The sequence below is a fragment of the Serratia sp. J2 genome, from assembly GCF_046269175.1.
In the GTDB taxonomy this organism is placed as follows: domain Bacteria; phylum Pseudomonadota; class Gammaproteobacteria; order Enterobacterales; family Enterobacteriaceae; genus Chania; species Chania fonticola_C.
On record NZ_JBKABN010000012.1, the window covers coordinates 59510 to 85724 of the forward strand.

Genomic DNA, 26215 nt, shown 5'->3' on the forward strand with positions numbered 1-26215 from the left:
TGTGTTCCCACGAAAGTCATAAGCAGCAGAGTCATGCGATGCATGGCGAGCATCAGCAGGATAACCTGATACTGTGCCCACAATGCGATATGCTGGTGGCACTGCCGCCTTTGCAATCAGGCTCCAAGGCCGTTTGTCCCCGTTGTAAAACGACACTCAGCGCCCGCTGGGCAGAACCGCGCAAACAGCCGATTGGCTTTGCCCTCAGCGCGTTATTCATGCTGGTGTTAGCCAATATATTTCCGTTTATCAATATGCGCGTTGCCGGTCTGGGCAATGAAATCAAACTGATCCAAATTCCTCAGGTGATGGTGGCAGAAGACTATGCCAGCATGGCCACCCTGTTTATGGTGTTTGTACAACTGATCCCGGCGTTTTGCATGTTGGCGATTATTCTGTTGTGTGCCAGGGTGCGGCTGCCACGACAATGGAAGGTCTGGATGGCCAAGGTGCTGTTCCAGCTGAAGACCTGGTGCATGGTCGAGATCTTCCTGGCTGGCGTACTGGTCAGCTTCGTTAAACTGATGGCCTATGGTGATATCGGCATTGGTGCCAGCTTTATCCCTTACTGTCTGTTTTGCCTGCTACAGGTGCGAGCCTTCCAATGTGTCGATCGTCGCTGGCTGTGGCAGGATATTGAACCGGCCCCGTTGATTGAACAACCGTTGCAGATTGGGCGTACCGGACTGCGGCAAGGCGTTCGTTCCTGCTCCTGCTGTACGGCCATCTTGCCCGCCCAGCAGTCCAAATGCCCTCGCTGTCACACTGTGGGCTATGTACGCCGTCGCCACAGCTTGCAATGGACGATGGCGTTATTGGTCACCTCGATCATATTGTATATTCCGGCGATGCTGATGCCGATTATGATCACCGAGGCGTTGGGCAATAAAATGCCGTCAACGGTCATGGCCGGGGTAGTGCTGCTATGGGGCGAAGGGTCCTATCCGGTGGCGATGGTGATTTTCATTGCCAGTATTATGGTGCCCTCGCTCAAGATGTTGGCGATTGGCTGGCTTTGCCTGGATGCCAATGGCAAAGGCAAGGCCAATGCCGATAGCGAACGTATGCATCTGATTTATGAAGTGGTGGAGTTTGTTGGCCGTTGGTCAATGATCGACGTGTTTGTGATCGCCGTGCTTTCGGCGTTGGTACGTATGGGACAGTTGATGAGCATTTATCCAGACATTGGTGCGCTACTGTTCGCCATGGTGGTCATTCTCACCATGTTTGCTGCTATGGCGTTTGATCCCCGTTTAACCTGGGATCGCGCAAATGAAACAACAAAAAAGGAGCCGCAAGGTGACGGAAAGTAATCATGGCGTCGCGGATGTTGAGAAGATCAAGCGCTGGTCGCCGGTGTGGATCATTCCCATTGTCACGGCGTTGATCGGGGCGTGGATCCTGTTTTATCACTTCAGCCATCAAGGGCCGGAAGTGACGTTGGTGACGACCTCTGCCGAAGGGTTGGAAGCGGGAAAAACCAAGATCAAAAGCCGCAGTGTGGATGTTGGGACGGTGGAAAGCGTCACCTTGAGCGAAGACCTGAGCAAAGTGCTGGTGCAGGCTCGCCTGAATTCCGGCATGGAAAAGCTGCTGCGCGATGACACCGCCTTTTGGGTTGTGAAACCCCAGATTGGCCGCGAGGGTATCTCCGGGTTGGGAACCTTGTTATCCGGTGCCTACATTGAATTGCAACCGGGCAACAAGGGCAAGGCAGGCAAAGAGAATTACAAGTTGCTTGATGCTCCGCCACTGGCCTCGCCAGATGCTAAAGGGTTGCGCGTCATACTGGACAGCGATAAATCCGGCCAGTTGAACGCTGGCGATCCGGTGCTGTTCCGTGGCTACCGCGTCGGCTCAGTGGAAACCAGCTATTTCGATCCCAAGCTGCGCGCCATGCGCTATCAGCTGTTTATTTCTGCGCCTTATGATCAACTGATCACCAGTAACGTGCGGTTCTGGAAAGACAGCGGCGTTGCCTTCGATATGTCCGCACAGGGTATGCGTGTGGAAATGGGATCCTTGGCGACGCTGTTCAGTGGCGGCGTGAGCTTTGACGTTCCAGAAGGTTGGGATCGTGGCGACGCGGTGAAAGAAAAGGCCGAGTTTGCCCTGTTCGATAACCAGCGCAATATTCAGGATTCGCTGTATACCGAGCATACCGATTATCTGGTGTTCTTCTCCGAATCGATCCGCGGGCTGCAACCGGGTGCTCCGGTCGAGTTCCGGGGTATCCGCCTGGGTACCGTAGGGCAAGTGCCATTCTACAAAGAAGGTATGCGCCAGCGGTTGGATAACGATTACCGTATTCCGGTCCTGATCCGTATTGAGCCTGAGCGCTTTAATCAACAGTTGGGCAAGAACTTCGATATCGCGCAGCATTTGAAAGATGCTGAGTCGCGTGGCCTGCGTGCCGCGCTGAAGTCCGCCAACCTGCTGACTGGCGCGTTGTATATCGATCTGGACTTCTATCCACAGGAGAAAGTGTGGAAGGGGCCGCGTGAGCTGTTCGGCTATCCGCTGTTGCCAACCACAAGCGGTGGCTTGGCGCAGATCCAACAGAAGCTGATGCAGACGCTGGATAAGATCAATTCGATGCCGATCAATCCAATGATCAACGAAGCGACCAAAACGTTGGCAGAAAGCCAGAAGACCATGAAAGAAACGCAGAAAACCATGCAGTCGCTCAATGACATCATCAGCAGTAAAGAGATGAAGGCATTGCCTGAAGATATGCAGAAAACCCTGCAAGAACTCAATCGCAGCATGAAAGGGTTCCAGCCAGGTTCACCGGCCTACAACAAAATGGTTGGTGATATGCAACGTCTCGATCAGGTGCTGCGTGAGCTGCAACCGGTGCTGCGTACCCTGAACGATAAGAGCAACGCCCTGGTATTTGAAGCCGCGGGCAGTAATGACCCTCAGCCGAAGAAGGCCAAAAAATGAAAAAGTGGATCCCGGTAGTTCTGGCACTGATGCTGAGTGCCTGTAGCAGTACGCCCAACAAGACTTACTATCAGTTACCGGCGTTGGGGACCCCGGCTCCGGTGAGTGGTACCCAGGCGTCACGCCAGCTGTGGCTGGAGCACGTTAGCGTGGCGGATTTCCTGGCGCAGAGTGGGGTGGTCTACCAGACTAACGACGTGCAGTTTGTGATTGGGCAAAACAACCTGTGGGCCAGCCCGTTGGATCAGCAACTGCAACAGACGTTGGTGACCAACCTGGGCAGCGCTTTGCCGGGGTGGGTGGTGTCATCACAGCCGATGAGCAGCGATCAGGATGTGCTTAACGTCACTATCAGCGGCTTCCATGGCCGCTACGATGGTAAAGCGATCGTTCGGGGTGAATGGGTGCTGAGCCATCAGGGCAGGCTTATCAAGCGGCCATTCAACCTGGAATTGAAACAGGGTGAAGATGGCTATGACGCCTTGGTCCGCACCTTGGCTCAGGGTTGGTTGCAGGAAGCACAGGAGATTGCCGCACAGGCAGCTCGCCTTTAATCATAACTTGTAATAATTCGTTCTAAAACCATCCCGGTGAGGCAAAGCAAAAGCCTCGCCGGGATTTTTTTAGTTTATTATCATGGAATTATATCCTGTCTAGCAATATCAGCCACTTAGCTTATGCGCCGTGCATAGCTCACAAATATGACAACGGTATGAAATTTGAACGTTGATCTTCTCGCCATTTAGGGCTATTCCTTAAATGTGGCTGTATTTCGTGCGGCCATTGTTTTCTTTCCACAAAGTAACAACGAGGGAAATGAGGCATGAAGAGACAGAAAAGAGATCGTTTGGAACGGGCTGAATCACGTGGTTACCAAGCAGGTATTGCAGGGCGTTCAAGGGAACTTTGTCCCTACCAATCTTTAGACGCCCGGGCTAACTGGCTGGGAGGTTGGCGACAAGCCATGGAGGACAGGGCTGTGACCGCTTAAGCGGCTCTCTGTCATGAATTAAGGAATGACCTCCGCCAAACAAGCGGAGGTTTTCGTTTTAAGCGTACAATTATTCCTGCCAGCGTTTTAGCAAAATACTCGCGTTGACTCCCCCAAAACCAAATCCGTTCGACAGGGCATAGGTCATGGCCATCGGTTCCGCCTTATTGGCTACCAGATGTAAACCTGCGGCGGCGGGGTCAGGGTTATCCAGATTCAGGGTGGCCGGAGCGATTTGATCGCGCAGCGCCAGAGCGGTGAAAATGGTTTCCAGGCCACCTGCGGCCCCCAGCAGATGGCCGGTGGCCGATTTGGTGGAGGTGATGGCAATATGCCCATCGGTGCCGAACAGATGTTTGATGGCGTTGATTTCACCCAGATCGCCAACCGGGGTTGAAGTGGCGTGCGCGTTCAGATGCTGAACCTGATCTGGCGTGACGCCAGCCTGTTTCAGCGCAATCTTCATCGCCCGATAGGCACCGTCGCCATCTTCGGCCCCGGAAGTCATATGGTAGGCATCCGCACTGGTGCCGTAACCGACAATCTCTGCTAACGGCTTGGCGCCGCGTGCCAACGCATGTTCCAGCGTCTCGATCACCAACATCCCGGCACCTTCACCCATCACAAAGCCGTCGCGGGCACTGTCAAACGGGCGTGACGCTTTGGTTGCGGCATCCGCAGGCGTGGTTGACATGGCTCGGGCAGCGGCAAAGCCCCCCAGGCTAACGGTATCGATAGCGGCTTCCGTTCCGCCGCATAAGGCGATATCGGCTTCATCGTTGCGGATCATCCGCACCGCATCGCCAATGGCCTGTACGCCTGCTGCACAGGCGGTGACCGGTGCGCCAATCGGCCCTTTGAATTGATGCTTGATGGAAACATGGCCGGCGGCCAGGTTAACCAAGAATGAGGGAATGGTGAAAGGAGAGAGGCGCTTCGGCCCGCGGCTATCCGTGGTGCGCACCGCATGGGCGATAGCGGGGAAGCCACCAATGCCGGAGGCGATCACGGTGGCCGTCCGCTCCTGTTTCTCCTCACTATCGGCGTTCCAGCCAGCCTGCTTGATGGCTTCGTCAGCGGCGGCCATTGCCAGCAGAATGAAGCGGTCCATTTTCTTTTGGTCTTTCGGTGCCACGCTCAGGTCTGGATTAAAACCGGCAGCGGCATCCTGCTCCAGCGTGGGCACCTGACCGCCGATCTTGACCTGCAAATCCGCCACCATCTCTTCGGGCAGTGGGCCGATCCCTGACTGACCAGCCAACAGGCGTTGCCAGATCGGCTCTACGCCGCAACCCAAAGGAGAGACGGCCCCCATACCGGTGATAACTATACGACGACTGCTCATAGTGACTCCTTGGATGATTCATTAAGTAAGGCGTAGTGATGCTGCATCAGAGAAGCACGGCGTGACATGGCTTCTCCGGCCGCAGGACCTGCCGCCAACGTGATGTGCTGTAGGGCGATAGGCTGCTGGGTTAGTGCATCGATTAATTGAGGCTGTATCGGTTGACCGCTGCGCCGATCAACCAGTTCCGCGCTGTGCGCCCCTTCGGTCAGATGGGTATTGCCCCACTGGAACAACGTCACCAACACCGGGAAGAAATCCTTGCCGCGATCGGTGAGCAGATATTGATAGCGTACCGGGCGTGTCTGGTAGCGTTGCTTATACAGAATGCCGCTTTCCACCAGAAATTTAAGCCTGCGGGTCAGCAGCGTGGGGGATAGCCCCAGGCTTTGCTGAAACTCGTCAAATTTGCTCAGGCCATGAAAGGCATCGCGCAGGATCAGGATGCTCCACCATTCCCCCACGCGCCCCAACGAACGGGCGATTGGGCAGGGGGTCGTTGCAAAACTGGTTTTTTTCATGCTGCTCTCTTAGTGGATACATTTATTGTAGTCACTGAGCGGCGATTAAACGACCGGAACAGTAATAACACAGGGGAAATAAACGGCGACCGAGAGAGGCCGCCGTAAGGCGTTAGAACGCCGCAGCGTCCTTGAACAGGCCCACTTTCAGATCGCTGGCGGTATAGATCACTTTGCCATCGCACAGCACTTCGCCATCAGCCACGCCCATAATCAGCTTGCGGATGATCACGCGTTTGAAGTTGATGCGGTAGGTGACCTTTTTGGCGGTTGGCAGTACCTGGCCGGTGAACTTCACTTCGCCGACGCCCAGCGCACGGCCTTTGCCTTCGCCGCCCATCCAGCCGAGGTAGAACCCTACCAACTGCCACATGGCATCCAGACCCAGGCAACCTGGCATGACCGGATCGCCAATAAAGTGGCAATCGAAGAACCACAGATCCGGATTGATATCGAGCTCAGCTTCTACGTAGCCTTTATTGTGGCTACCACCGTCTTCGGTCATCTTGACCACGCGGTCCATCATTAACATGTTGCCTGATGGCAACGGTGGGCCACCGGCGCCAAACAGTTCGCCACGGCCCGATGCTTCGAGATCTTGTTTCGTATAGGATTCGCGTTTATCTACCATGTTCTCAGTAAACCTTATTTTGATGAAGGACGCAGATTAACTTACACGTGTACGCTGAACAAGTCCGATCAGCCACGGCTGAACCAGTTAAGCCAGCGCAATGGCCACGGCAACGGACGCCGTTCTGGCAACATAGCCTGTGCAATTCGCTCCTGGATGGCGGCCAGCAGGCTAGGCTGCTGCTCATCGGCGAACGGATAGCCGGTCAATAACGGCAAGGCTTCCGCAACGCTATCTACCGCCCACAGATGGAATTGCCCTTCACGTACCGCTTCGACGACGTCTGGGCGCAGGCAAAGGTGCCGCACGTTGCTGGCTGGCAGGATCACGCCCTGTTTACCCGTCAGGCCGCGGCGTAGACAGACCTCGAAGAAACCTTCGATTTTTTCGTTAGCGCCACCGATTGGTTGCACATTACCAAACTGGTCAACGGAGCCGGTTACGGCGATTTGCTGGGTGATCGGCTGCTGTGACAATGCGCTGATCAGGGCGCAGAGTTCCGCCAGCGAGGCGCTGTCCCCGTCAACTTCGCCGTAAGATTGCTCAAAAACGATCGAGGCGGAGAAGGGGAGTTGCTGATCGAGATCCAGTTCGGCGATCAGGAACGCCTGCATGATCATCATGCCTTTGGCGTGCAGGTTGCCTCCCAGCTCGGCTTTGCGCTCCACATCGGTGAATTCGCCATCACCCAGGTGGACCACGCAGCTGATGCGTGAAGGTTCGCCAAAGCTGCGCGGATGTCCTGGATAATCCAGCACCGACAGGCCGTTAATCTGACCAATCACCTCACCTTCGGTTTCGATCATGATCTGGCCCAGTTCAATCTCGTCCTGCATGCGTTCTGCCAGATAGCTTTCACGCCACTCGCGGGCATTTAGCGCCGCTTCTAACGCTTTAGCGGTGATCTGTTCCTCTTCGGCATACAGAGCGGCCTCAGACAACTGCTGGCTGACCCACAACGGCGATAGCGGCAGGTTACCCTGGTCACCGGTATAGCGCACCGCCTGGACCATCAGAGGCTGCCAGGCGTCGGCTGCCAGCGGTGGTAATTGCTGCTCGGCGACCACGCTATTGATATAGCCGCACCATTGCACCATATCGTCTGGCTCGGTGAGCTGCAGATCGTCTTCATATTCACCGTAGACGGCCTGCTCGCAGACTTCAGGCTCCATATCGTGGAAATCAGCCAGGCCATGGCGATCGCCCACCACAATCAGACGTAACTCCAGCGGCATAGGAGGGATGGAGACCGGCAACGGCCGGGTTTCATCTGGCGTCAGCCACTGGAATTGGCGCTGGGTAATCATCTGCTTGAGACGCAGCCACAATAGCGGTTGTGCCAAGAGGGCTCGCGCCGACAGGATCAGCACGCCGCCGTTAGCCTGATGGACCAGGCCCGGCTGTAAGGCGATCGCACCGTTGTGCATTCTGACGCAGCCAAATAACTGTTCTGGCTCAACCCATTCCTGGTAAACGCAAGCCCCGCCGGCGGCAAAAGGTTCATCGCCGCGCATGGCATTTTTAATGCTGACGGTGTCGCCTTCAATCACGTAGTGACTGCCTTTAACGGTATTCTGCGGTTGCAACTCTTCTGCCGCTCGGGCGATCAACGCCAGATACTCACGTGTTTCCTGTGCTTTCAACAGCATAAAACGTGGCAGAGACAGCGGATGCAAAAACAGCGTCAGCGCATTCTCCAAACGGGGCTGGATTGCAGAAAAGGCCACGGGTGCCAATTGAGCAGCGGAATCGAAAATCGCCTGATAAGGCGTAGCAGCAGGCAACAGAGATTGCCATTCAAGTCGGTTATTGGTCAAAGTGTTAGATGCAATCGTCAAAAAGGGAAAGCGCGATTATACAAGAATAACGCCAGCTTGATACCTCCAGAGTCATTGTTGAGCATCGGAGTTTGACATTGCCCGATGACTGTGCAAAAAACAGTCAAAAACGGAGGGTAATTGCCGAGGAAAAGTTGGCTAAAGCTGTTATGCTTATTAAAGTTACACGGTCACAGCAGAGTTCACGATGAAATATCAGCAACTGGAAAATCTGGAGAGCGGTTGGAAATGGAAGTACCTGGTGAAAAAGCACCGGGAAGGTGAAGCGATCACCCGCTACATTGAAAACAGCCTTGCTCAGGAGGTCATTGACGAACTGCTGAAGCTGGAAAATGAACCGGTAAAAGTGCTGGCGTGGATAGATGAGCACATGAATCCGACGCTGGATAACCGGATGAAACAAACCATCCGTGCTCGGCGTAAGCGTCATTTTAACTCAGAACATCAGCATACGCGCAAGAAATCGATCGATCTGGAGTTCCTGGTCTGGCAACGTTTGGCTGCGCTGGCGCATCGCCGTGGTGTCACCTTGTCGGAAACCGTCGTACAGCTGATCGAAGATGCCGAGCGCAAAGAGAAGTATGCCACCCAGATGTCATCGCTGAAACAGGATCTACAGGCGATCCTGGGTAAGGATGATAAATAGCCTTACCTAACGTTTAGGCCAAAAAAAACCCCGCAATGCGGGGTTTTTTACTAAGAAGCGCTTACTTAGCCCTGAGGCTGAGAAACAACTTCTTTGATACCTTTAACTTCGATCTCTACGCGACGATCTGGAGCCAGACATGCGATCTGAGCTGCAGTTGCGCGGCCTGAACGATAGCCACAGGTGTCACCAGTGATTGGGTTAGCTTTACCCATGCCACGTGCAGAGATCTTGTCTGAAGGGATACCTTTAGAGATCAGGTAATCCACAACGCTTTGTGCACGTTGCTCAGACAGGCGCAGGTTATATTCTGCTGAACCTACTGCATCGGTGAAGCCCAGAACTACAACAGAACCGTCTTTCGGATCCAGTGAGCTCAGTTGGGTGTACAGCTGATCCAGAGCGTGTTGGCCTTCTGGTTTCAGGGTCGCTTTGTTGAACGCGAACAGAACGTCAGAAGTCAGAGTGAACTTCTTGGTTTCAACAACTGGAGCTGGGGCCGGAGCTGGAGCTACTACTGGAGCAGCAACTTCCTGGCCAAAGCGGTAGGAAACACCTACGCTCAGCATGCCGTTATCTGGACGTGCACCAACGGTACCTGCGTCACCGATGTTGTTAACCCACTGGTAGTCCAGGCGGGTAGCCCAGTCACGAGTCAGTGCGTATTCAACACCCACTGCTGCCAATGGAGAAACGCCAGTGTCATGGTTGCTCAGGCGCTGATCGGTTGCACCGTAGTGAGCGCTGGAGTCTGCACGCCAAACCATACCACCCAGACGGGTGTAGATGTCCAGATCGTCCATGATTGGGTAGCTCAGTTTAGCTGCCAATTGAACGCCTTGAGCTTTGAAAGCACCGTTGTTCACGCTGCCTTTGTAAGGCATACGGCCAAGCCAGTCGTAGCCCATTTCGAAGCCCAGGTATTGGTTCGCTTGGTAACCCAAGAACGCGCCTGCACCCAGTTGGCTTTTATGAGTAGGACCGTTGCCGATACCATTCTCATAGCCGTTACCGTAGAAACCGGTGTCATGATACTGGGACCAACCCAGTTTGGCACCAGTGTACCAAGTGTCGTCTTTTGGTGCGGCTTGCGCTACTGTAGCGAAACCTGCCAGTGCCACTGCTAATGCGATAGCTGTCTTTTTCATTTTGCGCCTCGTTATCATCCAAATAGGCAATGAGCTTTAAAGCTGCTTTAAGCCCTTGGTTTAAATTCCTTCGCCAAGGTTTGAGCCCTCGTTTGTTACTCTGCCAGTTTTTCTGGCGTTATAGAGCAACCTTGGCGATGTAAAGTCTACAACGTGGCGCGAAAGTTACAAGTGTGATGTGATAAAGCTCTAAAAAAAAACATGGAATTAGACATATCCTCTAACATATCGGGGTGCTAAACGAGTCTTTTTTTCACATGGAAGGCGGCGCCGAACCGCAGCCAACCTCGCTTTGCGCCTGATCTGTCTGCGGTTGCCAGACCAAGCGATAAAATTGATGGGAAAAGTCCTAAATTTACTTAATGATACAAAGAAGAGTGAATTTTTAAGGTTGAACAGTGTCTGTCGGCAGCAACGATGTCACGTTGAGGTCGCATAATGAACCCATAGGCATTCCCCAATTCTGCCGCTCGACTCAGCCTTAGGCGATCCTCTTGTGTCAATTCTGGTAACCAGCCAAGCACCACACTGTAATTTCCCGTCAATAAAGCTTTCTCCATGGCGTCTACGGTAGCCAGTGGATTGATCTGATTAAGCTGTACAACCTTATCAACCGGCAGGCTGGCCTGTTGCAGCCAGGTTTTGCTCAGTTTCTGCTGCGGGGTCAACCACAGTAACCAACGCGATTGCTTGCCTAACTGCTGCAACAAAGGCACCAATAACTGGGCTACGGCGGGTTGCCGCTCATTGTAAACAAGCTCACTGATTAGGCCATTTTCGGTGCCCGCTTGCGCAGGGATCACCGCTTGCTCCGCCGGCATTGAGGATTGGCTAAAATGAGGTTGATAAAGTGATTGAGTACGCATGTCGTCTCCCGCCCGTAGTGTTACTGTATGTATATACAGTATAGCCATCGAAACAGAAGATCAACCCAAATTTTCGTAACGCTTCGCATAATTGAGATTATTTATTGTACGTCTTGAATTTATGATTGGCACGACTAGGGATAATGCGTATTTTTTTTAATTAGTTGTTCCAGTTACGTTTATTCCAACCAAAACATGCCTAATGGCTGTGGCTTCATATAAGGAGAGGTAAATGAATGGAGGATCGTTAAGGAGGATCGAGCAGGCAAAGTCCTGCTTTGCCGCCCTGGGAAATATTGCCATACGCTCGCAGTTTGGCGGCTATGGCCTGCTGGCGGACGGCACAATGTTTGCGGTCATTACCGAAGGTGAGCTGTATTTGCGTGCAACAGAAAGCCTGGAAACCGCGTTCCGTGAGCGTGGCATGGTGAATATGACCTATTTAAAGCGGGGAGTTCCCATGGTCATGCGCTATTACTGGGTGAATGAAGATCTGTGGCGGCAGCGTCGCGAACTGTGTGCGCTTGTCTGGCAGGCTATCTGTGAGACGCGTAAAGAGATTAAGGTAAAAAAACGCTGCAATGGCAGATTGAAAGATTTACCGAATATTGATGCTTCATTAGAGCGGCAGCTGTGGCGAGCAGGCATATGCAATATTTATGATTTTCGCCTGTTGGGAGTCAGAGATAGCTATCTGAAGTTGCTGCAACAGCAAAAAAATCTGGGCATGAAAGTGCTGATGTCACTGGCGGGGGCCATGGCGGGCTACCATCATGCCGCCTTGCCTAATCTGCAAAGGGAGGCGTTGATCGAGTGGTTCGAAAACAACGCGCTCTTTCCCTGCTTTGAGGCGCGGTCAGAAGACCACGCCTGCGGCTCACATCCTTGAACTATCAACCGGCTTGAGCAATTTGCGCATTAAGTGCCGTCAGCTCTGGTAGTAACTCGAGCACCAGACCAATTTGCTGCAACACCAGCTGTTCTTTGCTTTCCGGCTCCGGAACCAGCGCAGTAATACGCTTGGAGAGGCCTTCCAGTGCCTGCGTGATACGCTGACGATCAAGAGCGTCGTGGTGTAATGCACCATCAACATAGCAAACCGCATCGTTGAGCAAGTCCAGCACGGCGGCACTTTCCAGGCGCTCACGGTGGGCACCCAGGGCGGAAATATAGCTCAGCAAGGTATGGTTAAGGCACAGCAGGCGGAATGCCGCTTCCTGAATGGTTTTATCGGCCTTGGGATCAACAGACATGTTAGAGATCACCGACGCCAATTCGGCATCGCTATTATGGGCATCGCGGCGGGCAATACGATAAGGCAGGCTGTTATCCTTGCCCTGATGGTACTGCACCAGAATGGCATCCAGATAGCGGCAGTCGGCATTCAGTGTCTTGCGCACCATGGCCGGTAACTGACGGAACTTCCAGTCTGGCCAGATAAAACTCACCGCTGCCCAGGCGATGGCACAACCCAGCAGGGTATCGTAGACGCGCGGGGCAGCCACTTCGAACCCTTCGCCCAGCAGGTTAAAGCATAGCAAGACCAACAGGGTGATAAACATCGTGGCGTGGGCATATTGCACGGTTCGGAAGGCGAAGAACAATACTCCGGAGATCACGATCAGGATCAATTGCCCTTCCAGTGAGGGCACAAAATACAGGATCGGCAGGCCGATCAAAATGCCAGCCAGAGTGCCGATGATCCTTAACGCCAAGCGCCTGCGTGTGGCGTTGTAGTTGGGCTGGCAGACAAACAGGCTGGTCAGCAGGATCCAATAACCGTGCTGCATTCCGGTCAGTTGAATAAACGCATAGCCCACGCATAACACCACGGACATACGGATGGCGTGGCGGAATAGGGCGGATTGTGGTGTCAGGTGGCGGCTGATACGCAGGCGAATATCACTCCAACCGGTGAGCCGGTCGTCTGACAGGTTGTTTTCCTCGGCCTGGCCACTCGCCAGGGACTGCTCAGACTCGATATTGGCCAACTGGGCGTCAATTGCCCGTAAATTCTTGAGCAGATGGGATAGCGCTCTGGTCAGTTCGCGATTTTCTGGAGTAACGGTAATCCGGGTCAGCGCCTCTTCCAGGCGCGAAAAAGCGGGTTCAAAACGCGGGCTATGCAGATATTTCTGCCGTAGCAGTATTGATTGCGCCAGTTGCTGGCAGGCACGGGCCTGCTTGGCCAGTAGCCGCTGGAAGCGAAACAGAATATCGCTGTGGCGAAACTGTTGACTTAGCGCCTGATACTGTACGTGAGAAGAACTGGCGCGTTCATGGATATCCTGAGCGACAAAATAGTAGTGTAGCGTTCTGCGGGTGCCGCGTTGGCCACGGTCGCCTTTCAAGCGGGTCAGCAGTGAAGCCTTGGTCAGGTTAAGCGTGGTGACCAGCGTGCTGTTGGCCATTGCCACGTCCACCCACGGCAGATCGGCGTCCGATTCGGCATCTGGATCGAACAGGTTGGCCTTGGCATCCAGGTAGTTGGCCAACTGTTCATAGCAGCGGGCCAGGTTTTCCTGCAGGGGCTTGATAGGAAATAGCAGATGGCCGATCAGCGTCAGCAAGTTGTACCAAATGGCACCGATGATCAACAGAACCGGTTGCTGGTACCAGGCGTCATACATGGAGGTGCCAAGCATGGTGTAGACGGCGATCAGCAAGGCACCGAAGGCGATAGTGGCGTAACGCTGTCCTAATGCCCCCAGCAGAATAAAGCCGCAGGTTGAGGTCGTCAGCCCGAGGGCAAACAGCCAGGGGTAAGGAAACAGCAGTTCAATCGATGTCGAGGCCACAAAAAAGCAAACTAGCGTAATGAGCAGGTTTCGCAATCTTCCTGCCAGCCGGTCGTCAAGATCCGTTAGCGCCGCAGCAACGACACCCAGCGTTAACGGAATGGTCAGTGTAGGGACCCCCAACCACCACGGCACCGCAGAGGCCCCGGCCAGCGCGATAAAAATACGCAGGTTATAAAGCAGGTTGCTGTTATAGGTATAACGCCGAATTTTGGGTGCAAAAGAGAGCACGACAAGCTCCTAAATGGGAGAAAAGTTAACGCGATTAAAAGCGGCGGCGGGCGTTCTCGATCCGCGCCTGTTGTGCAACCTCAACGGGAACGACACGGCGGCCAACTGGCCACAGGGCGATAGCGGCTATCTTGAAATTGGCGATGCCTACCGGAATACCAATAATGGTGATGCACTGGGCTATGCCCGCAATAATGTGTGACAGGCACAACCACCAGCCGAACAGGACCAGCCAGACGATATTCAGCAAAGAACCGCCGGCAGCCAGCAGGGCATTGCTTTTCTCAGGGTATAATTCATCGACATGGATCGCTTCGTTGCCAAATGGCAGCAGGGAGATTTTGGTAATTTCCCAGCAGGAGCGGGTCAATGGCAGGGTAAAAATCAGCACGACGCTGAAAAAGGTGGCAATCAGCCAGCCAAGCGTGGTGAAAAAACCACCCAAAACGAAATTAAGAATGTTCAATACAGTACGCATAGTCGTCATTCTGCTCTAATGATGGCCAAACGGCACGAGGGGGAAGTATTCATCAGCATAACGCAAAAACTATTCTACCCTTTTTTTAACGCTAGAGTGCCATTGCTTAACGCGGGTAAACTGGTAGCAATGCTACCCTATGGATTTCAAGCTGCAGCTTGAAAGACGACGGGTATATCTCAACATGATTATGGCGTGGGTATATGGAACTAAAGGCGACATCGCTGGGTAAACACCTGGCACAGCATCCTTACAACCGCGTACGGTTGTTGCATGCCGGCGTTGAGGTGAGCGGCGAGAAGCATGAATACCTGATCCCTTTCAACCAGTTGATTCAGGTGCGTTGTAAACGCGGGATCGTCTGGGGGGAACTCGAGTTCGAACTGCCGGATGAAAAGGTCGTACGCCTGCACGGTACCGAATGGCAGGAAACCCAGCGCTTTTACCACTATCTGCAGCAGTCCTGGCAGCAGTGGAGCAGCGAGATGAGTGAAGTGAGCGCCGAGGTATTGCAACAGCAGGTCGATCATATCCGGCAAATTGAGCAACAGGACAAGTGGTTCAAGCGTGCCGAATTGAGCAACCTGCAGCAGCAGATCCGCCAGTCGTTTGGCGCCTTGCCAATGCCGGTGGCGCGGCTGGAAGAGTTTGAAAACTGCCGTGAAAGTTATCACTTGTGCCTGCAGTGGCTCAAGTCTGGCCTGCGCAGCGTGGCGCAACGTAATCAACGGTGGTGCGACCGGATGCTGGAAACCCACCAGGATTTCTTCCAGAGCGTTGAAACGTCACCGTTGAATGAATCGCAAAGCCGGGCCGTGGTGAACGGCGAGGATGCCGTGCTGGTACTCGCAGGGGCTGGCAGTGGCAAGACCTCGGTGTTGGTGGCGCGGGCGGGTTGGCTGCTACTGCGTCAAGAGGCCGAGCCGGAGCAGATCCTGTTGCTGGCATTTGGGCGTAAAGCCGCCGAAGAGATGAACGAACGCATCCAGGAACGTTTGGGCAGCGTGGCGATCCAGGCGAAAACGTTCCATGCGTTAGCGCTGCAGATTATCCAGCAGGGTAGCCGCAAAGCGCCGGTGATCAGCAAGCTGGAAAGCGACAGTAAAGCGCGCCGGACGTTGCTAATCACTCACTGGCAACAGCAGTGCAGCGAGAAGAAAGCGCAGGCCAAAGGCTGGCGGCAATGGTTAACTGAGGAGCTGGAGTGGGAATTGCCCGAGGGCGATTTCTGGCATGACAAGCGTCTGGCGGAGCGTTTGAGCGGGCGCCTGGAGCGCTGGCTTGGCTTGATGCGCACCCACGGAGGTAGCCAGGCAGAAATGATAGAGCAGGCCGACGAAGAGATCCGCGATCTGTTCAGCAAACGCATTCGCCTGATGGCACCGTTGCTGAAAGCGTGGAAAACCGCGCTGAAGGATGAGGGAGCGGTCGATTTTGCCGGGCTGATCCATCAAGCCGTTAATCTGTTGGAAAAGGGGCGTTTTATCAGCCCGTGGAAGCATATTCTGGTGGACGAGTTCCAGGATATCTCACCCCAGCGTGCGCAACTGCTGGCGGCACTGCGTAAGCAAAACAAGCAGACCAGCCTGTTTGCCGTCGGCGATGATTGGCAGGCGATTTACCGTTTCAGCGGGGCAGAGCTGTCGCTGACCACCGCCTTTGCCGAAAACTTTGGCGTAGGCGATCAGTGTGCGCTGGATACCACCTACCGCTTTAACGATCGGATCGGTGAAGTGGCCAACGGCTTTATACAGCAGAACCCGCACCAGTTAAAAAAGCCGCTCAATAGCCTGACCAAGGGCAACAAAAAGTCGGTGGTTATCTTGCCGCAGGAGCAGTTGGAAGCGTTGCTGGACAAGCTAAGTGGCTATGCGAAGCCGCAAGAACGGATCTTGGTGCTGGCGCGCTACCACCATCTCAAGCCGGAGGTGTTGCAAAAGGCGGCGACGCGTTGGCCGAAGCTGAATATCGAGTTTATGACCATTCATGCCAGCAAAGGCCAACAGGCCGACTACGTGATCATTGCCGGGCTGTATGAAGGCAAGGATGGATTCCCGGCGGAGGTCCGTGAATCCGTGCTTGAAGAGGTATTATTGCCTCAGCCTGAGAATTTCCCGGATGCGGAGGAGCGGCGTTTGCTCTATGTCGCTCTCACGCGGGCCAGGCATCAGGTTTGGTTATTACAAGATCGCGAGCGCCCGTCGGTATTTATCGAGCAGTTACAAGATATTGGCGTGCCGTCGCAAAGAAAGCCGTAAACCACAGGCCTGGCACTACACCAGGCCTTGGGCATTATTTCAGGCGTTCGGCAAGGTACTTTTCGTAATCCGGAATGGCGATCACCACTTCGCTCTTGAACAGCGAGGAGTCGATCAGGAAATCGGCGGTGGAGCGGTTGGTCGCCACCGGGATGTTCCAGACCGTGGCCAGGCGCAGCAAGGCTTTGACATCGGGATCGTGGGGGACGGCGTTTAGCGGGTCCCAGAAGAAGATCAGCATATCAATTTTGCCTTCGGCGATCAGAGCACCCACTTGCTGATCGCCGCCCATCGGGCCACTCAGCATGCTTTGCACCGGGATACCGCTAGCCCGCTGGATCAAATTACCGGTGGTACCCGTGGCATACAGCTGATGCTGGGCAAGTATCTCTTTATTGTCTTCAACCCATTTCAGCAAGGCCTGCTTGCGGTGGTCGTGAGCAACGAGCGCAATATGCTTGCGGGTTGCGATGGTGCGGGTGGTTTGTTCCATGTCGCTATCCTTGGAAAATCGAATGATTCGCCACAGATTACTGAAACTGTATTTCACTGCCTAGTGCTAACGTGGGAAATTGCGAACAAACCACGCCTTTACGGCATAAAGGCGTGGTTGGCAGCCTTTAACGGTTGCGAGATTGGCCAGTCCAGGTGATAAACCGTTTTTGCGTTTCGGGATCGGCGCGCAGGAACCAGTATTGCAGCATTTTCTCGGCAACGTTGTCGCCGTTCAGGGGGATAATCGCTGGGCTACCCTGTGCCGCCGAGATCACGCTGGCACGCAGATGTGCTAACGCCGGAACGGAGGCCTGGCGATTTTGAGCGTTATAATCGGCAACGATCTTTTCCAGGTCATTCTCATTGGGTGAGTTGGTTAGCGGTAATACATCACGTTTGATCGCCAACGGCTTGCCGTGGTTACCCAGAATTTTATAATTCGGCGCTTTATCAAAGCGCAGGGCATCCTGCTCATTCTCGATACGCGGTAGCTCAATAGTGACGGCGCTGACGTTTTGGCTGTTGAACACCACAATCTGCGCGGATGAAGTGTAAAGCACCTGAGACCGTGGCTCTTTACGTACGGATTTTGTGACTTTGAACAATAGCTGATGCTGCCCGTCATTCAATTCCAGACTATCGGCCCCTTTTAACAACGAGCCCGTCATTTGCTTGCCGTCGACCACCATCAGCTCGATGTCCGGGGAAAGCTTCAGGGTCGTAGCTGCGGCCGAAACGCTCAGCGATATTCCAAGCAGCCCCGCAACCACCAGACCAAATTTCATCGTTACTTCCTTTTCGTGGAACAGATGACTAGTGTTGGATACGCCACTAGTTATGTCAAATCTTTTCAGAAAGCCGTTTAATTTACATTTACACATATTTAGATAACATTTGAAATGGTGCGCCAGGTCAAACCTACCTGCGAATAGTATAGCCGCGGACCGATAACAAGTTTTAACCGATGCTGGCGTTTCGGTTACACTGATGAAAAGGCATTCCCGGCAAAATATCAGGAGCAAAAAATGCAAGACCTAGCAATTGCAGAGGTACTGACGCAGGTCAAAACCATTGCGCTGGTGGGCGCCAGTGATAAACCGGCTCGAGCCAGCTATGGCGTAATGGCTTATTTATTGGCGCAAGGCTATCAGGTCATTCCGGTGAGCCCGAAGCTGGCCGGGCAGACGCTGCTTGGCCAGGCGGTTTATGCCACATTGGAGGATATTCCTCACCCTGTCGATATGGTGGATGTGTTCCGTAACTCGGAGGCGGCGTATGGGGTGGCACAGGAGGCCATTGCGATAGGTGCCAAGGTGTTGTGGTTACAAATCGGGGTGATCAACGAACAGGCGGAAGCGTTGGCCAAACAGGCCGGGTTAAAGGTGATTATGGATCGTTGCCCGAAGATTGAGATCCCGCGACTGGGGTTGGCACGCTGATTGAATGAAAACGCCAGGGTTGGCCCTGGCGTTTGAGACTGCTGATAGACTCCAACCCGTTACGCTACAGGGGCGCTATACGCTGCGCCCGCTCGGCGTTGGTTTCTCAGGCTTGACGCTTAGTTACGCAGCCGTGGGGCTTGCAACTGGCTGCGAATGGATTCCGCCAGCTCATCCAGAGAAGGCTGTTCAGGGTGTGCATCCTGTGCTTCTCCCGCCAACTGCGCTTCGGCCAGATAAGTGTGAACCGGCTGGCCTTCATCGTCTTCCATCACCACGTGATACCACGGGGCGAGGCGCAACTCGTCGTTGGCTGCAATCTCGTCTGCTTTTGGGTGTTCCAGAGAGTATTCTGGATCGACATCAATCACTACCCCCAAATACCCCAGCAGCCGGTGGCGAACCTGCTGACCGATACCGAATTTGCTGGCTATCATATGACCTCCTGAGAAACAGTGCATTGAACTCTATATGAGGACAAAAACAGCGCATTTCAAGTTACATCACCCGGCACGCAAACCCTTTCAGATACAAGCCTTCAGGATAAGTCGCAATCACCGGGTGATCGGCAGCCTGTCGGAACTGCTCTACAAATTGTACATCACGCCCGGCATCTACGGCAGCATCGGCCAAAATTTTCTGGAACAGATCGGTCGGCATCAGGCCAGAGCAGGAGAAGCTGAGCAGAATGCCGCCTGGGTTCAGCAACTGGAAGGCTAACATATTGATGTCTTTATAACCGCGACAGGCGCTGGCCAACTGATTTTTATTTTCGACAAACTTCGGTGGATCCATGATGATCAGGTCGAATTTCTCACCTTGTGTGCGGTAGTTGCGCAGCAGTTGGAATACGTCATCACGTACGAACTCGGCCTTGCTCAAATCCAACTGGTTCAGTTCGACGTTCTGCTTGGCGATGTCCAACGCAGCCTGTGAAGTATCTACGCTAATGACATGCTCACATCCGCCCATCAAGGCTGACACGGCGAAAGCGCCGGTGTACGAGAAGCAGTTGAGCACGCGACGACCTGCGGAATAGTTACGTGCTGCCAGGCGGCTGTCACGCTGATCGAGATAAAAACCGGTCTTGTGGCCTTGTTGAATGTCCACCAGCAGTTTCATACCATGCTCGGTGATTGGCAGCAGGGCTGGGGGCAGATCGCCTAGTACCGGGCCTTGGGTGAGCGGCAAGCCTTCTTTCTTACGTACGGCAACGTCTGAACGGTCGTAGATCGCGCATTCTGGGTAGCAGTGCTGGAGAGCAGAAAGCAGCGGGGCGCGCTGATATTCGGCACCGGCCGAAAGTAGCTGTAAAACCAGGAAGTTCTGGAAGCGATCGATGGTGATACCTGGCATACCGTCAGATTCACCGGCGATCAGGCGGTAACCGTCCAGCCCATCACGCTTTGCAACCCAATCACGCCAGCTCTGCGCTTGCTGCAAGCGGCTGATAAAGAAGGCGATATCAATCTCTTCATCCTGCTTGAAGGTCCAGACGCGTGCGCGAATTTGCGATTCTGGTGAATAGGCACCGCGTGCCAGCCATTTACCCTGGCTGTCATGGATATCGATGGTTTCGCCTGACTGGGCTTTACCTTCGATACGGAGAACAGCGCCAGAGAAAATCCACGGATGGCGACGGAGTAAGGACTTTTCACGTCCTTTGGCAAGGATCAAGCGTGCGGTCATAATTAAGTATGCTGCCAGATAGAGAAAAAAGAGTGACACACTCTGGGCATCAGCGCAGAGAATGCCTGTAATGAAATCGATCAGGAGCCGATTATGACACAAGTTTGTATTGCCGCGTATGTCTATGGTGTGGTGCAGGGGGTCGGGTTTCGTTATAACACCCAATACCAGGCTACTGCGTTGGGGTTAACCGGCTATGCGCGTAATCTGGATGATGGCAGCGTGGAAGTGCTGGCCTGTGGAGAGCAACAGGCCGTTGATCAACTGATGGCGTGGCTGAAAAGCGGCGGACCACGCAGTGCCCGCGTTGACCGCGTGCTGGTGGAGCCACGTGGGGTTGCCGAATATAAGGGCTTCAGTATTCGCTATTAACCCTGGCTAGATACACTTCACCGGCTTTGGCAACCCGGCGATCTTGGTCGCCTGTTTGGCCGGGCCTTTCGGGAACAGGCGATACAGGTAGCGGCTGCTGCCTTTCTCTTCGCCGTATTTTTGCGCCATTGCCTTGACCAGCATGCGAATGGCCGGTGAGGTATTAAATTCCTGATAGAAGCTACGCACAAAGCGTACGACTTCCCAATGCGCTTCGCTCAGTTCAATCTCTTCCTGTGCCGCTAACAGCGGGGCCAGCCCTTCGTGCCAGTCGGCGCTGTTTTTCAGGTAACCCTGGGCGTCAGTTTCAATCGTCTGACCTTCAAACTCCAACATACAGCCTCGGTGATCGGTAATTCATTGCGGCCCACAGTCTAGCAAACTTTTGCCCCGGCAAAAATAAAGCCCCGCATTGCGGGGCTCAGGTCAAAACCAAAGCGCTGTATCAGTTGCTGCGGGCGAAGCCCAGAATGCTCAGCAGGCTGATAAACATGTTGTACAGCGAAACATACAGGCTGACGGTAGCACGGATATAGTTGGTTTCACCGCCATGAATGATGTTACTGGTTTCCCACAGCATGGCACCGGCAGAGAACAGAATAAACAGTGCGCTAATGGCCAGGTGCAGGGCAGGGATCTGCAGGAACAGGTTGGCGATAACCGCCACCAGCAGCACCACGAAGCCCGCCATCATCATGCCAGACAGGAACGACATGTCTTTACGGGTGGTCAGCACATAGGCCGAGCAGCAGAAGAACACCACTGCGGTACCGCCCAGCGCCAGCATGATCAGGTCACCCGCGCCAGCGTTCAGGAACGAGCTCAGGATCGGGCCAAGGGCGTAGCCCATAAAGCCGGTGAAGGCGAAGGCCGCCAGAATGCCGGCAGGGCTATTGGCCAGTTTATGGGTCAGGAACATCAAACCATAAAAGCCGACCAGCATTAACAGCAGCCCAGGAGCCGGTAAGCCCAGCATGGTGCTGGCGGTTGCGGTCAGTGCTGAGAAGGCCAGCGTTAACGACAGCAGAAAATAGGTGTTACGCAGGACTTTATGCGTGCTTAGCAAAGAGTCGCGCGAGGAGGATGAGACGACAATGCGGTCCATATGATCTCTCTTATCAGGTCATCACAAAATTAATCATGATGATAGTGCAGTGCAAGCCATTGATTAAAGATTGTTTACCATTCTTTACCCTACGTGACTACTAGGGTATTGCTGCACCCCGATTGTTGATTTCTTCATCGGTCAGATTGCAGATGCGGTTTTTTCGTTCGGTTGAACGGTTTCAGGCTTTACAACAGGATCGGCTGTGTTTATAGTTCGCTGCATTACGGAGGGGTGGCCGAGTGGCTGAAGGCAACGGTCTTGAAAACCGTCGACGGGAAACCGTTCCAGAGTTCGAATCTCTGCTCCTCCGCCATATTATGAATGACCCCAAGCTCAAAAGGCTTGGGGTTTTTCGTTTTTGGTGATTCTGGGTATGCTATCCAGTAAACATAGTATCCGCTCCAGACCGGCCAATAGTAGGGATAAGACGGTATCTGGAAGTAACGTCATCAAGCCGGCGATCGCCATCAAAAAACCCATCCAAAGCGGCGATCGCGGACTGAAACAAAAGCTGACGCACAGGCCGCTGAGCAAGGAATCAACGACATTACCCTGCGTGATGACGGAAATGTGTAAGGTATTGACCCAGGGCCTTTCGTTCACAGTACGCATTACGCGTGAAACCATGACGGGGCTCATCGTGACGCCCAACAAACCTATATCCCCACCAACGCTAGAGCGGCTATCAGTTTACTGTCTGCGAACTAGGCAAATAACACCAGGTTTTGAACAAGTGGTTTGGGAAGTAACGGAACCAGAAACGTTGTTAATCGCTAATTCAAATAACTAATGATTTTAAAATCATCTCACTAGTCTTTGTTAAATGCTGTTGGTTGTAGTGATTCGGCCAGAGAAGAGGGTTCGCAGCATGAAGAAATAACAGCTAGGATATTGTATGGGATGAGATCACGTGTTTGCTCATCGACTCCTGACTCCTTATTCGCCCCGCATAGGCAGCCCCAAGCGCTGTGATGGGAGGTTCAACGTCAGGCTAGCGACATATTGAATATATTGTGGGGTAACCTCATGACTAACGGAAAGAAAACCAAAATCGTACCCGCAGCCAGTCTTTCAAAAGAAAAGAACCCCAAGCGCATATCAGGCAACAGTGTGCCACAAAGAAAAGGCACGGCAAAAATACCGGAAAAAAAATATCAGCAAGAGCTCAGGTTGTTACACGAAGAACTTGTTCATTTACAAAGTTGGGTGATAGCCAAGGGGCTGAAAGTATGCATCGTATTTGAGGGGCGCGATGGGGCTGGCAAGGGCGGCACGATAAAAGCACTGACCGAAAGGGTCAGTCCGCGAGTGTTCCGTGTTGTTGCCCTTCCTGCCCCAACCGAACGTGAAAAAACCCAAATGTACCTGCAACGCTACATGTCATACATGCCAGCAGCAGGAGAGGTCGTTATCTTCGATCGTAGTTGGTATAACCGAGCTGGCGTCGAGCGAGTTATGGGTTTTTGTACGCAAGAGCAGACGCATCAATTTTTGGAGACGGTTCCGATGGTGGAACGATTAATGGTGGAGTCTGGCATCATTCTCATCAAATACTGGCTGGATGTAAGCCCAGAGGAACAAGAACGTCGATTGCGTGCACGTATTGATGATGGCCGCAAGACATGGAAGCTTTCAGAGATAGATATCCGTTCTTTCGAACTCTGGGACGACTATTCCCGAGCCAGGGATGACATGTTCGCCGCCACAGACAGCCTTTGGGCTCCTTGGTTTGTGGCTAATTCAGAAGACAAAAAGCGGGTTAGACTAAATGTTATCCACCATTTTTTGCAGCATATTCCCTACAAGCGGTTGCCGAAAAAGAAGATTAAATTGCCTAAACGCAAAATCGGAAAATATCATTCACCAGACTATCCTTTGAAACATATTCCTGAGATTTTTTGAACAAAGGAGCCATTCTAATTCATGGTGATTTGCTGTTTAAAAACGCATGGCGTTTTTATCCATTGAGTAGCAAAAACTGACGGCGAAAACGATGAGCCTGTAAAATCAGAGGGCTGACGGGTAGTGACGGAATATGGCTGATATAATGGGGATTGTTACGGAATGATGCTGGTTATCCTAACCTCGGCAGGCGAACCATTCGCGACTTTCCCACATTTTTTATGTCCTCTGATCACATCCTGCAAAAATCCTCGTACACACCAGCCAGACAATAATCGTCCGAAGCACAAAGGTTGCTGGTGCGGATCGCGTCATAAAGCCCTAGATGCCGCTTGCCCTCAGGCTGTTCGCTGAATCGCTGCAATAATCATCCCTCCTTAAAGAACACAATTGGATCCCTCAAGTAATCGTGATTGGCACTCGTTTATAGGGCCGTACACTGTATAACCAAGTGATGTTGTTTCATATTTGTGAACAAAAAGTAACAACCAACCCTCTAGACGCTAACTTTTCCTGGTCATTAACGCTACCGGGTATCAAAGGATGATATATGTCTTGCGAAAACATCGGCATTTCCCCGGCATTAGCCGCAGGGGAACGGACTTTTGCACCCGTCAAATCACTGACTTTTCTTGAAGGGGTAGCAATGATAGTCGGCACTAATATCGGTGCAGGCGTGCTTTCTATCGCGTACGCTTCCAGTAAGGCGGGTTATTTACCTTTGCTATTCTGGTTGGTACTGGTTGGCTGTGTAACCACCATCACTATGCTGTATGTCGCTGAATCCACCCTTCGTACCCGAGAACATCTGCAACTAAGCGGCTTGGCACGGCGGTATGTCGGTGGTTTTGGTTCATGGGTCATGTTCGCTTCAGTATGTGTCAATAGTGTCGGTGCGCTTACTGCTTACATGTCAGGTAGCGGCAAATTATTACAGTCTCTGCTTGGTATTTCACCTGCGCTCGGCAGCCTGCTGTTTTTTATCCCGGCGGCGTTGGTGCTGTATCTTGGCTTGAAGGCGATAGGCCGTGGCGAAAAATTTATCAGTATCGGCATGGTTGTCATGCTGAGTGCTCTGGTTATCGCGACGCTATTGAAAGAGACCACCCAGATGCGCAACCTGCTTGACGGTGATTGGCTCTTTATGGTGCCCGTGTTCAGTGTGGTGGTGTTCTGCTTCTCTGCCCAATATATTGTGCCTGAGATGGCGCGCGGTTTTGCGGATAAGCCAGCACAGCTTCCCAAGGCCATTATTGTCGGGATGGTAACGACTTTTGTGCTGTTGGCGGTGGTGCCGATGTCGGTGATCGCGCTCAGTGGGTTGGGTAATATTTCTGACGTGGCGACGATCTCGTGGGGGCAGGCGCTTGGCCAATGGGCCTTCTTCTCTGCCAATATCTTTGCGCTATGTGCCATGCTGACATCCTACTGGGGGCTGGGTGGCAGCTTCGTGAGCAATATTTTCGATAAGTTCAGGTTAGGGGACGATGAACGACCGTTGCGCCGCTTCGGTGTGTTGATGGTGGTCGTTTTGCCACCGTTCGCGCTGGCCTACAGTGGTCTGGTTTCATTCGTCAATGCGTTGTATTTCGCCGGTGTATTCAGTGGAGTGATCTTGTCGATCATGCCGATACTGATTTTGCGCGGTGCCCGCAAGCATGGCGACCAGGTACCGCTCTGGCAGTGTAACTGGATCACGCATCCGCTGTTGCAGGTGAGTATTGTACTGCTGTATCTGGGAAGTGCGGTCTATGCGATTGCGTCACTGTTTGGATATTTGCCGGCTGGCTGGTGATTGTTGCGAGGCTAGTGGCAACGATTACTGCTATGGTTATCTTTGCCATGTTCGGCCAGGATGTTAGATAAAACAGTCGAGGTACAAGATGGAAGAGAAAACGGAAATAAGTACTCCTCAGCGCGATGCCTTTTTGGATGAGAGAACCTTCAAGTCGCGAACTATCCTGCTGTTTGGGCAGATCAACGACACGGTGGCCTACAATATCGTCAAGCAACTGGTGGCGCTGTCCGACGAATCCTCCGCGCCGATTAATTTCCTGATTTGTTCACCTGGTGGTCATGTAGAGTCGGGTGATGTGATCCACGATGTCATACGCTTTATTAGCGCTCCGGTAAATATGATCGGCAGCGGTTGGGTAGGGAGCGCCGCGGTTAATGTGTTCTTATCGGTGCCCAAGGAGCGTCGCTTCTGCCTGACCAATACCCGTTTTCTGATCCACCAACCTAGCGGTGGTATCGGTGGTCAGGCTACCGATGTGGCGCTTCAGGCCAGAGAAATTATCCGCATCCGGGAAAGAATCGCTACCTTGATCGCCAAGGAAACCGGGCAAAAGCTGGAAAAGGTCTTGAACGACATTGACCGCGATTTTTGGATGCCAGTGGCAGAAGCGATCGACTATGGCCTGGTATCAAAAGCCATTGTCAGCGAAAAAGAAATAGTCTGAGCATAGCGCAACAGCCTACCGCATCATCCAATCCCCAAATTACCCCATCAG

General features: G+C 53.1%; 26 protein-coding genes and 1 tRNA gene. 13 read left to right on the forward strand and 14 right to left on the reverse strand.

What is annotated here, in order from left to right:
• Positions 1–38 precede the first annotated feature (38 nt).
• From pqiA to rmf, 4 genes are all read left to right on the forward strand, one after another.
• A complete protein-coding gene (gene pqiA / locus ACKWMY_RS14025; RefSeq protein WP_233169444.1) occupies positions 39–1313 on the forward strand; it encodes a membrane integrity-associated transporter subunit PqiA in 1275 nt (424 codons plus the stop codon).
• Entirely contained in the window at positions 1273–2946 is a 1674-nt protein-coding gene (gene pqiB / locus ACKWMY_RS14030) for an intermembrane transport protein PqiB (RefSeq protein WP_233169440.1), read from the forward strand. The genes pqiA and pqiB overlap by 41 nt, the downstream gene beginning before the upstream one ends.
• Positions 2943–3500, forward strand: a complete 558-nt coding sequence (pqiC, locus tag ACKWMY_RS14035; protein ID WP_074028999.1) for a membrane integrity-associated transporter subunit PqiC — start codon at positions 2943–2945, stop codon at positions 3498–3500. Before pqiB ends, pqiC begins: the two co-directional genes overlap by 4 nt.
• 269 nt (positions 3501–3769) lie before the next feature.
• On the forward strand, positions 3770–3937 hold the full coding sequence (gene rmf, locus ACKWMY_RS14040; protein WP_071784464.1) for a ribosome modulation factor: 168 nt from the start codon (positions 3770–3772) through the stop codon (positions 3935–3937).
• Between the two features lie 70 nt (positions 3938–4007).
• Here rmf and fabF read toward each other — a convergent pair whose 3' ends face one another.
• The 4 genes from fabF to ACKWMY_RS14060 all read right to left on the reverse strand — a co-directional run bounded on the left by fabF (position 4008) and on the right by ACKWMY_RS14060 (position 8251).
• A complete protein-coding gene (gene fabF / locus ACKWMY_RS14045) occupies positions 4008–5282 on the reverse strand; it encodes a beta-ketoacyl-ACP synthase II (RefSeq protein WP_024530392.1) in 1275 nt (424 codons plus the stop codon).
• Complete coding sequence (locus tag ACKWMY_RS14050; protein ID WP_065685302.1) at positions 5279–5803, reverse strand: winged helix-turn-helix transcriptional regulator; 525 nt, start codon at positions 5801–5803, stop codon at positions 5279–5281. Before ACKWMY_RS14050 ends, fabF begins: the two co-directional genes overlap by 4 nt.
• Before the next feature lie 112 nt (positions 5804–5915).
• Positions 5916–6434, reverse strand: a complete 519-nt coding sequence (fabA, locus tag ACKWMY_RS14055; RefSeq protein WP_024485665.1) for a bifunctional 3-hydroxydecanoyl-ACP dehydratase/trans-2-decenoyl-ACP isomerase — start codon at positions 6432–6434, stop codon at positions 5916–5918.
• A gap of 68 nt (positions 6435–6502) precedes the next feature.
• Positions 6503–8251, reverse strand: coding sequence for a Lon protease family protein (locus ACKWMY_RS14060; RefSeq protein ID WP_024530394.1), 1749 nt, complete (start codon positions 8249–8251; stop codon positions 6503–6505).
• Between the two features lie 208 nt (positions 8252–8459).
• Between ACKWMY_RS14060 and matP the strand changes: the two genes are divergently transcribed.
• The gene (matP, locus tag ACKWMY_RS14065) at positions 8460–8918 is read left to right on the forward strand and encodes a macrodomain Ter protein MatP (protein WP_024530395.1); all 459 of its coding nucleotides are present in this window, start codon (positions 8460–8462) and stop codon (positions 8916–8918) included.
• A gap of 65 nt (positions 8919–8983) precedes the next feature.
• On the opposite strand, the gene ompA is transcribed toward matP, so the two are convergent.
• Together ompA and sulA are read right to left on the reverse strand one after the other, a co-directional pair.
• On the reverse strand, positions 8984–10066 hold the full coding sequence (ompA, locus tag ACKWMY_RS14070) for a porin OmpA (RefSeq protein ID WP_199061817.1): 1083 nt from the start codon (positions 10064–10066) through the stop codon (positions 8984–8986).
• Between the two features lie 359 nt (positions 10067–10425).
• Positions 10426–10932 carry an SOS-induced cell division inhibitor SulA gene (gene sulA, locus ACKWMY_RS14075; RefSeq protein WP_024530397.1) on the reverse strand — a complete coding sequence of 169 codons (507 nt, stop codon included), beginning with the start codon at positions 10930–10932 and terminating at the stop codon, positions 10426–10428.
• Between the two features lie 232 nt (positions 10933–11164).
• Between sulA and ACKWMY_RS14080 the strand changes: the two genes are divergently transcribed.
• A complete protein-coding gene (locus ACKWMY_RS14080; RefSeq protein WP_074029001.1) occupies positions 11165–11821 on the forward strand; it encodes a TfoX/Sxy family DNA transformation protein in 657 nt (218 codons plus the stop codon).
• 4 nt (positions 11822–11825) lie between these two features.
• Here the strand turns inward: ACKWMY_RS14080 and yccS are convergent, their stop codons facing one another.
• Positions 11826–13961: a YccS family putative transporter gene (yccS, locus tag ACKWMY_RS14085; protein WP_074029003.1), complete on the reverse strand. Its 2136-nt coding sequence runs from the start codon at positions 13959–13961 to the stop codon at positions 11826–11828.
• A gap of 34 nt (positions 13962–13995) precedes the next feature.
• Complete coding sequence (locus ACKWMY_RS14090) at positions 13996–14439, reverse strand: YccF domain-containing protein (protein WP_024529621.1); 444 nt, start codon at positions 14437–14439, stop codon at positions 13996–13998.
• 203 nt (positions 14440–14642) lie between these two features.
• Between ACKWMY_RS14090 and helD the strand changes: the two genes are divergently transcribed.
• The gene (gene helD, locus ACKWMY_RS14095; RefSeq protein WP_409486466.1) at positions 14643–16697 is read left to right on the forward strand and encodes a DNA helicase IV; all 2055 of its coding nucleotides are present in this window, start codon (positions 14643–14645) and stop codon (positions 16695–16697) included.
• Positions 16698–16731: 34 nt separating this feature from the next.
• On the opposite strand, the gene ACKWMY_RS14100 is transcribed toward helD, so the two are convergent.
• Both ACKWMY_RS14100 and ACKWMY_RS14105 read right to left on the reverse strand, forming a co-directional pair.
• Positions 16732–17190, reverse strand: a complete 459-nt coding sequence (locus ACKWMY_RS14100) for a methylglyoxal synthase (protein ID WP_024529623.1) — start codon at positions 17188–17190, stop codon at positions 16732–16734.
• Positions 17191–17317: 127 nt separating this feature from the next.
• Positions 17318–17977: a DUF2057 family protein gene (locus ACKWMY_RS14105; RefSeq protein ID WP_309048199.1), complete on the reverse strand. Its 660-nt coding sequence runs from the start codon at positions 17975–17977 to the stop codon at positions 17318–17320.
• Positions 17978–18217: 240 nt separating this feature from the next.
• Here ACKWMY_RS14105 and ACKWMY_RS14110 point away from each other — a divergent pair, with 240 nt between their 5' ends.
• Complete coding sequence (locus ACKWMY_RS14110; protein ID WP_024529625.1) at positions 18218–18631, forward strand: CoA-binding protein; 414 nt, start codon at positions 18218–18220, stop codon at positions 18629–18631.
• A gap of 119 nt (positions 18632–18750) precedes the next feature.
• Here ACKWMY_RS14110 and hspQ read toward each other — a convergent pair whose 3' ends face one another.
• Both hspQ and rlmI read right to left on the reverse strand, forming a co-directional pair.
• Positions 18751–19068: a heat shock protein HspQ gene (gene hspQ / locus ACKWMY_RS14115; RefSeq protein WP_021182046.1), complete on the reverse strand. Its 318-nt coding sequence runs from the start codon at positions 19066–19068 to the stop codon at positions 18751–18753.
• Positions 19069–19129: 61 nt separating this feature from the next.
• Positions 19130–20320, reverse strand: a complete 1191-nt coding sequence (rlmI, locus tag ACKWMY_RS14120; RefSeq protein ID WP_409486467.1) for a 23S rRNA (cytosine(1962)-C(5))-methyltransferase RlmI — start codon at positions 20318–20320, stop codon at positions 19130–19132.
• A gap of 93 nt (positions 20321–20413) precedes the next feature.
• Between rlmI and yccX the strand changes: the two genes are divergently transcribed.
• Positions 20414–20692, forward strand: coding sequence for an acylphosphatase (gene yccX / locus ACKWMY_RS14125; RefSeq protein ID WP_024529670.1), 279 nt, complete (start codon positions 20414–20416; stop codon positions 20690–20692).
• Positions 20693–20698: 6 nt separating this feature from the next.
• Here yccX and tusE read toward each other — a convergent pair whose 3' ends face one another.
• Positions 20699–21028, reverse strand: coding sequence for a sulfurtransferase TusE (gene tusE, locus ACKWMY_RS14130; protein WP_024485653.1), 330 nt, complete (start codon positions 21026–21028; stop codon positions 20699–20701).
• Positions 21029–21137: 109 nt separating this feature from the next.
• A complete protein-coding gene (gene yccA, locus ACKWMY_RS14135; RefSeq protein ID WP_021181987.1) occupies positions 21138–21797 on the reverse strand; it encodes an FtsH protease modulator YccA in 660 nt (219 codons plus the stop codon).
• Between the two features lie 228 nt (positions 21798–22025).
• Here yccA and ACKWMY_RS14140 point away from each other — a divergent pair.
• The 4 genes from ACKWMY_RS14140 (at position 22026) to ACKWMY_RS14155 (ending at position 26164) form a co-directional block, all read left to right on the forward strand.
• Positions 22026–22113 (forward strand) — tRNA-Ser (locus ACKWMY_RS14140).
• Positions 22114–22826: 713 nt separating this feature from the next.
• A complete protein-coding gene (gene ppk2, locus ACKWMY_RS14145; RefSeq protein WP_409486468.1) occupies positions 22827–23702 on the forward strand; it encodes a polyphosphate kinase 2 in 876 nt (291 codons plus the stop codon).
• 550 nt (positions 23703–24252) lie between these two features.
• Entirely contained in the window at positions 24253–25497 is a 1245-nt protein-coding gene (locus tag ACKWMY_RS14150; protein ID WP_024529673.1) for an amino acid permease, read from the forward strand.
• Positions 25498–25585: 88 nt separating this feature from the next.
• On the forward strand, positions 25586–26164 hold the full coding sequence (locus ACKWMY_RS14155; RefSeq protein ID WP_409486469.1) for an ATP-dependent Clp protease proteolytic subunit: 579 nt from the start codon (positions 25586–25588) through the stop codon (positions 26162–26164).
• Positions 26165–26215 lie beyond the last annotated feature (51 nt).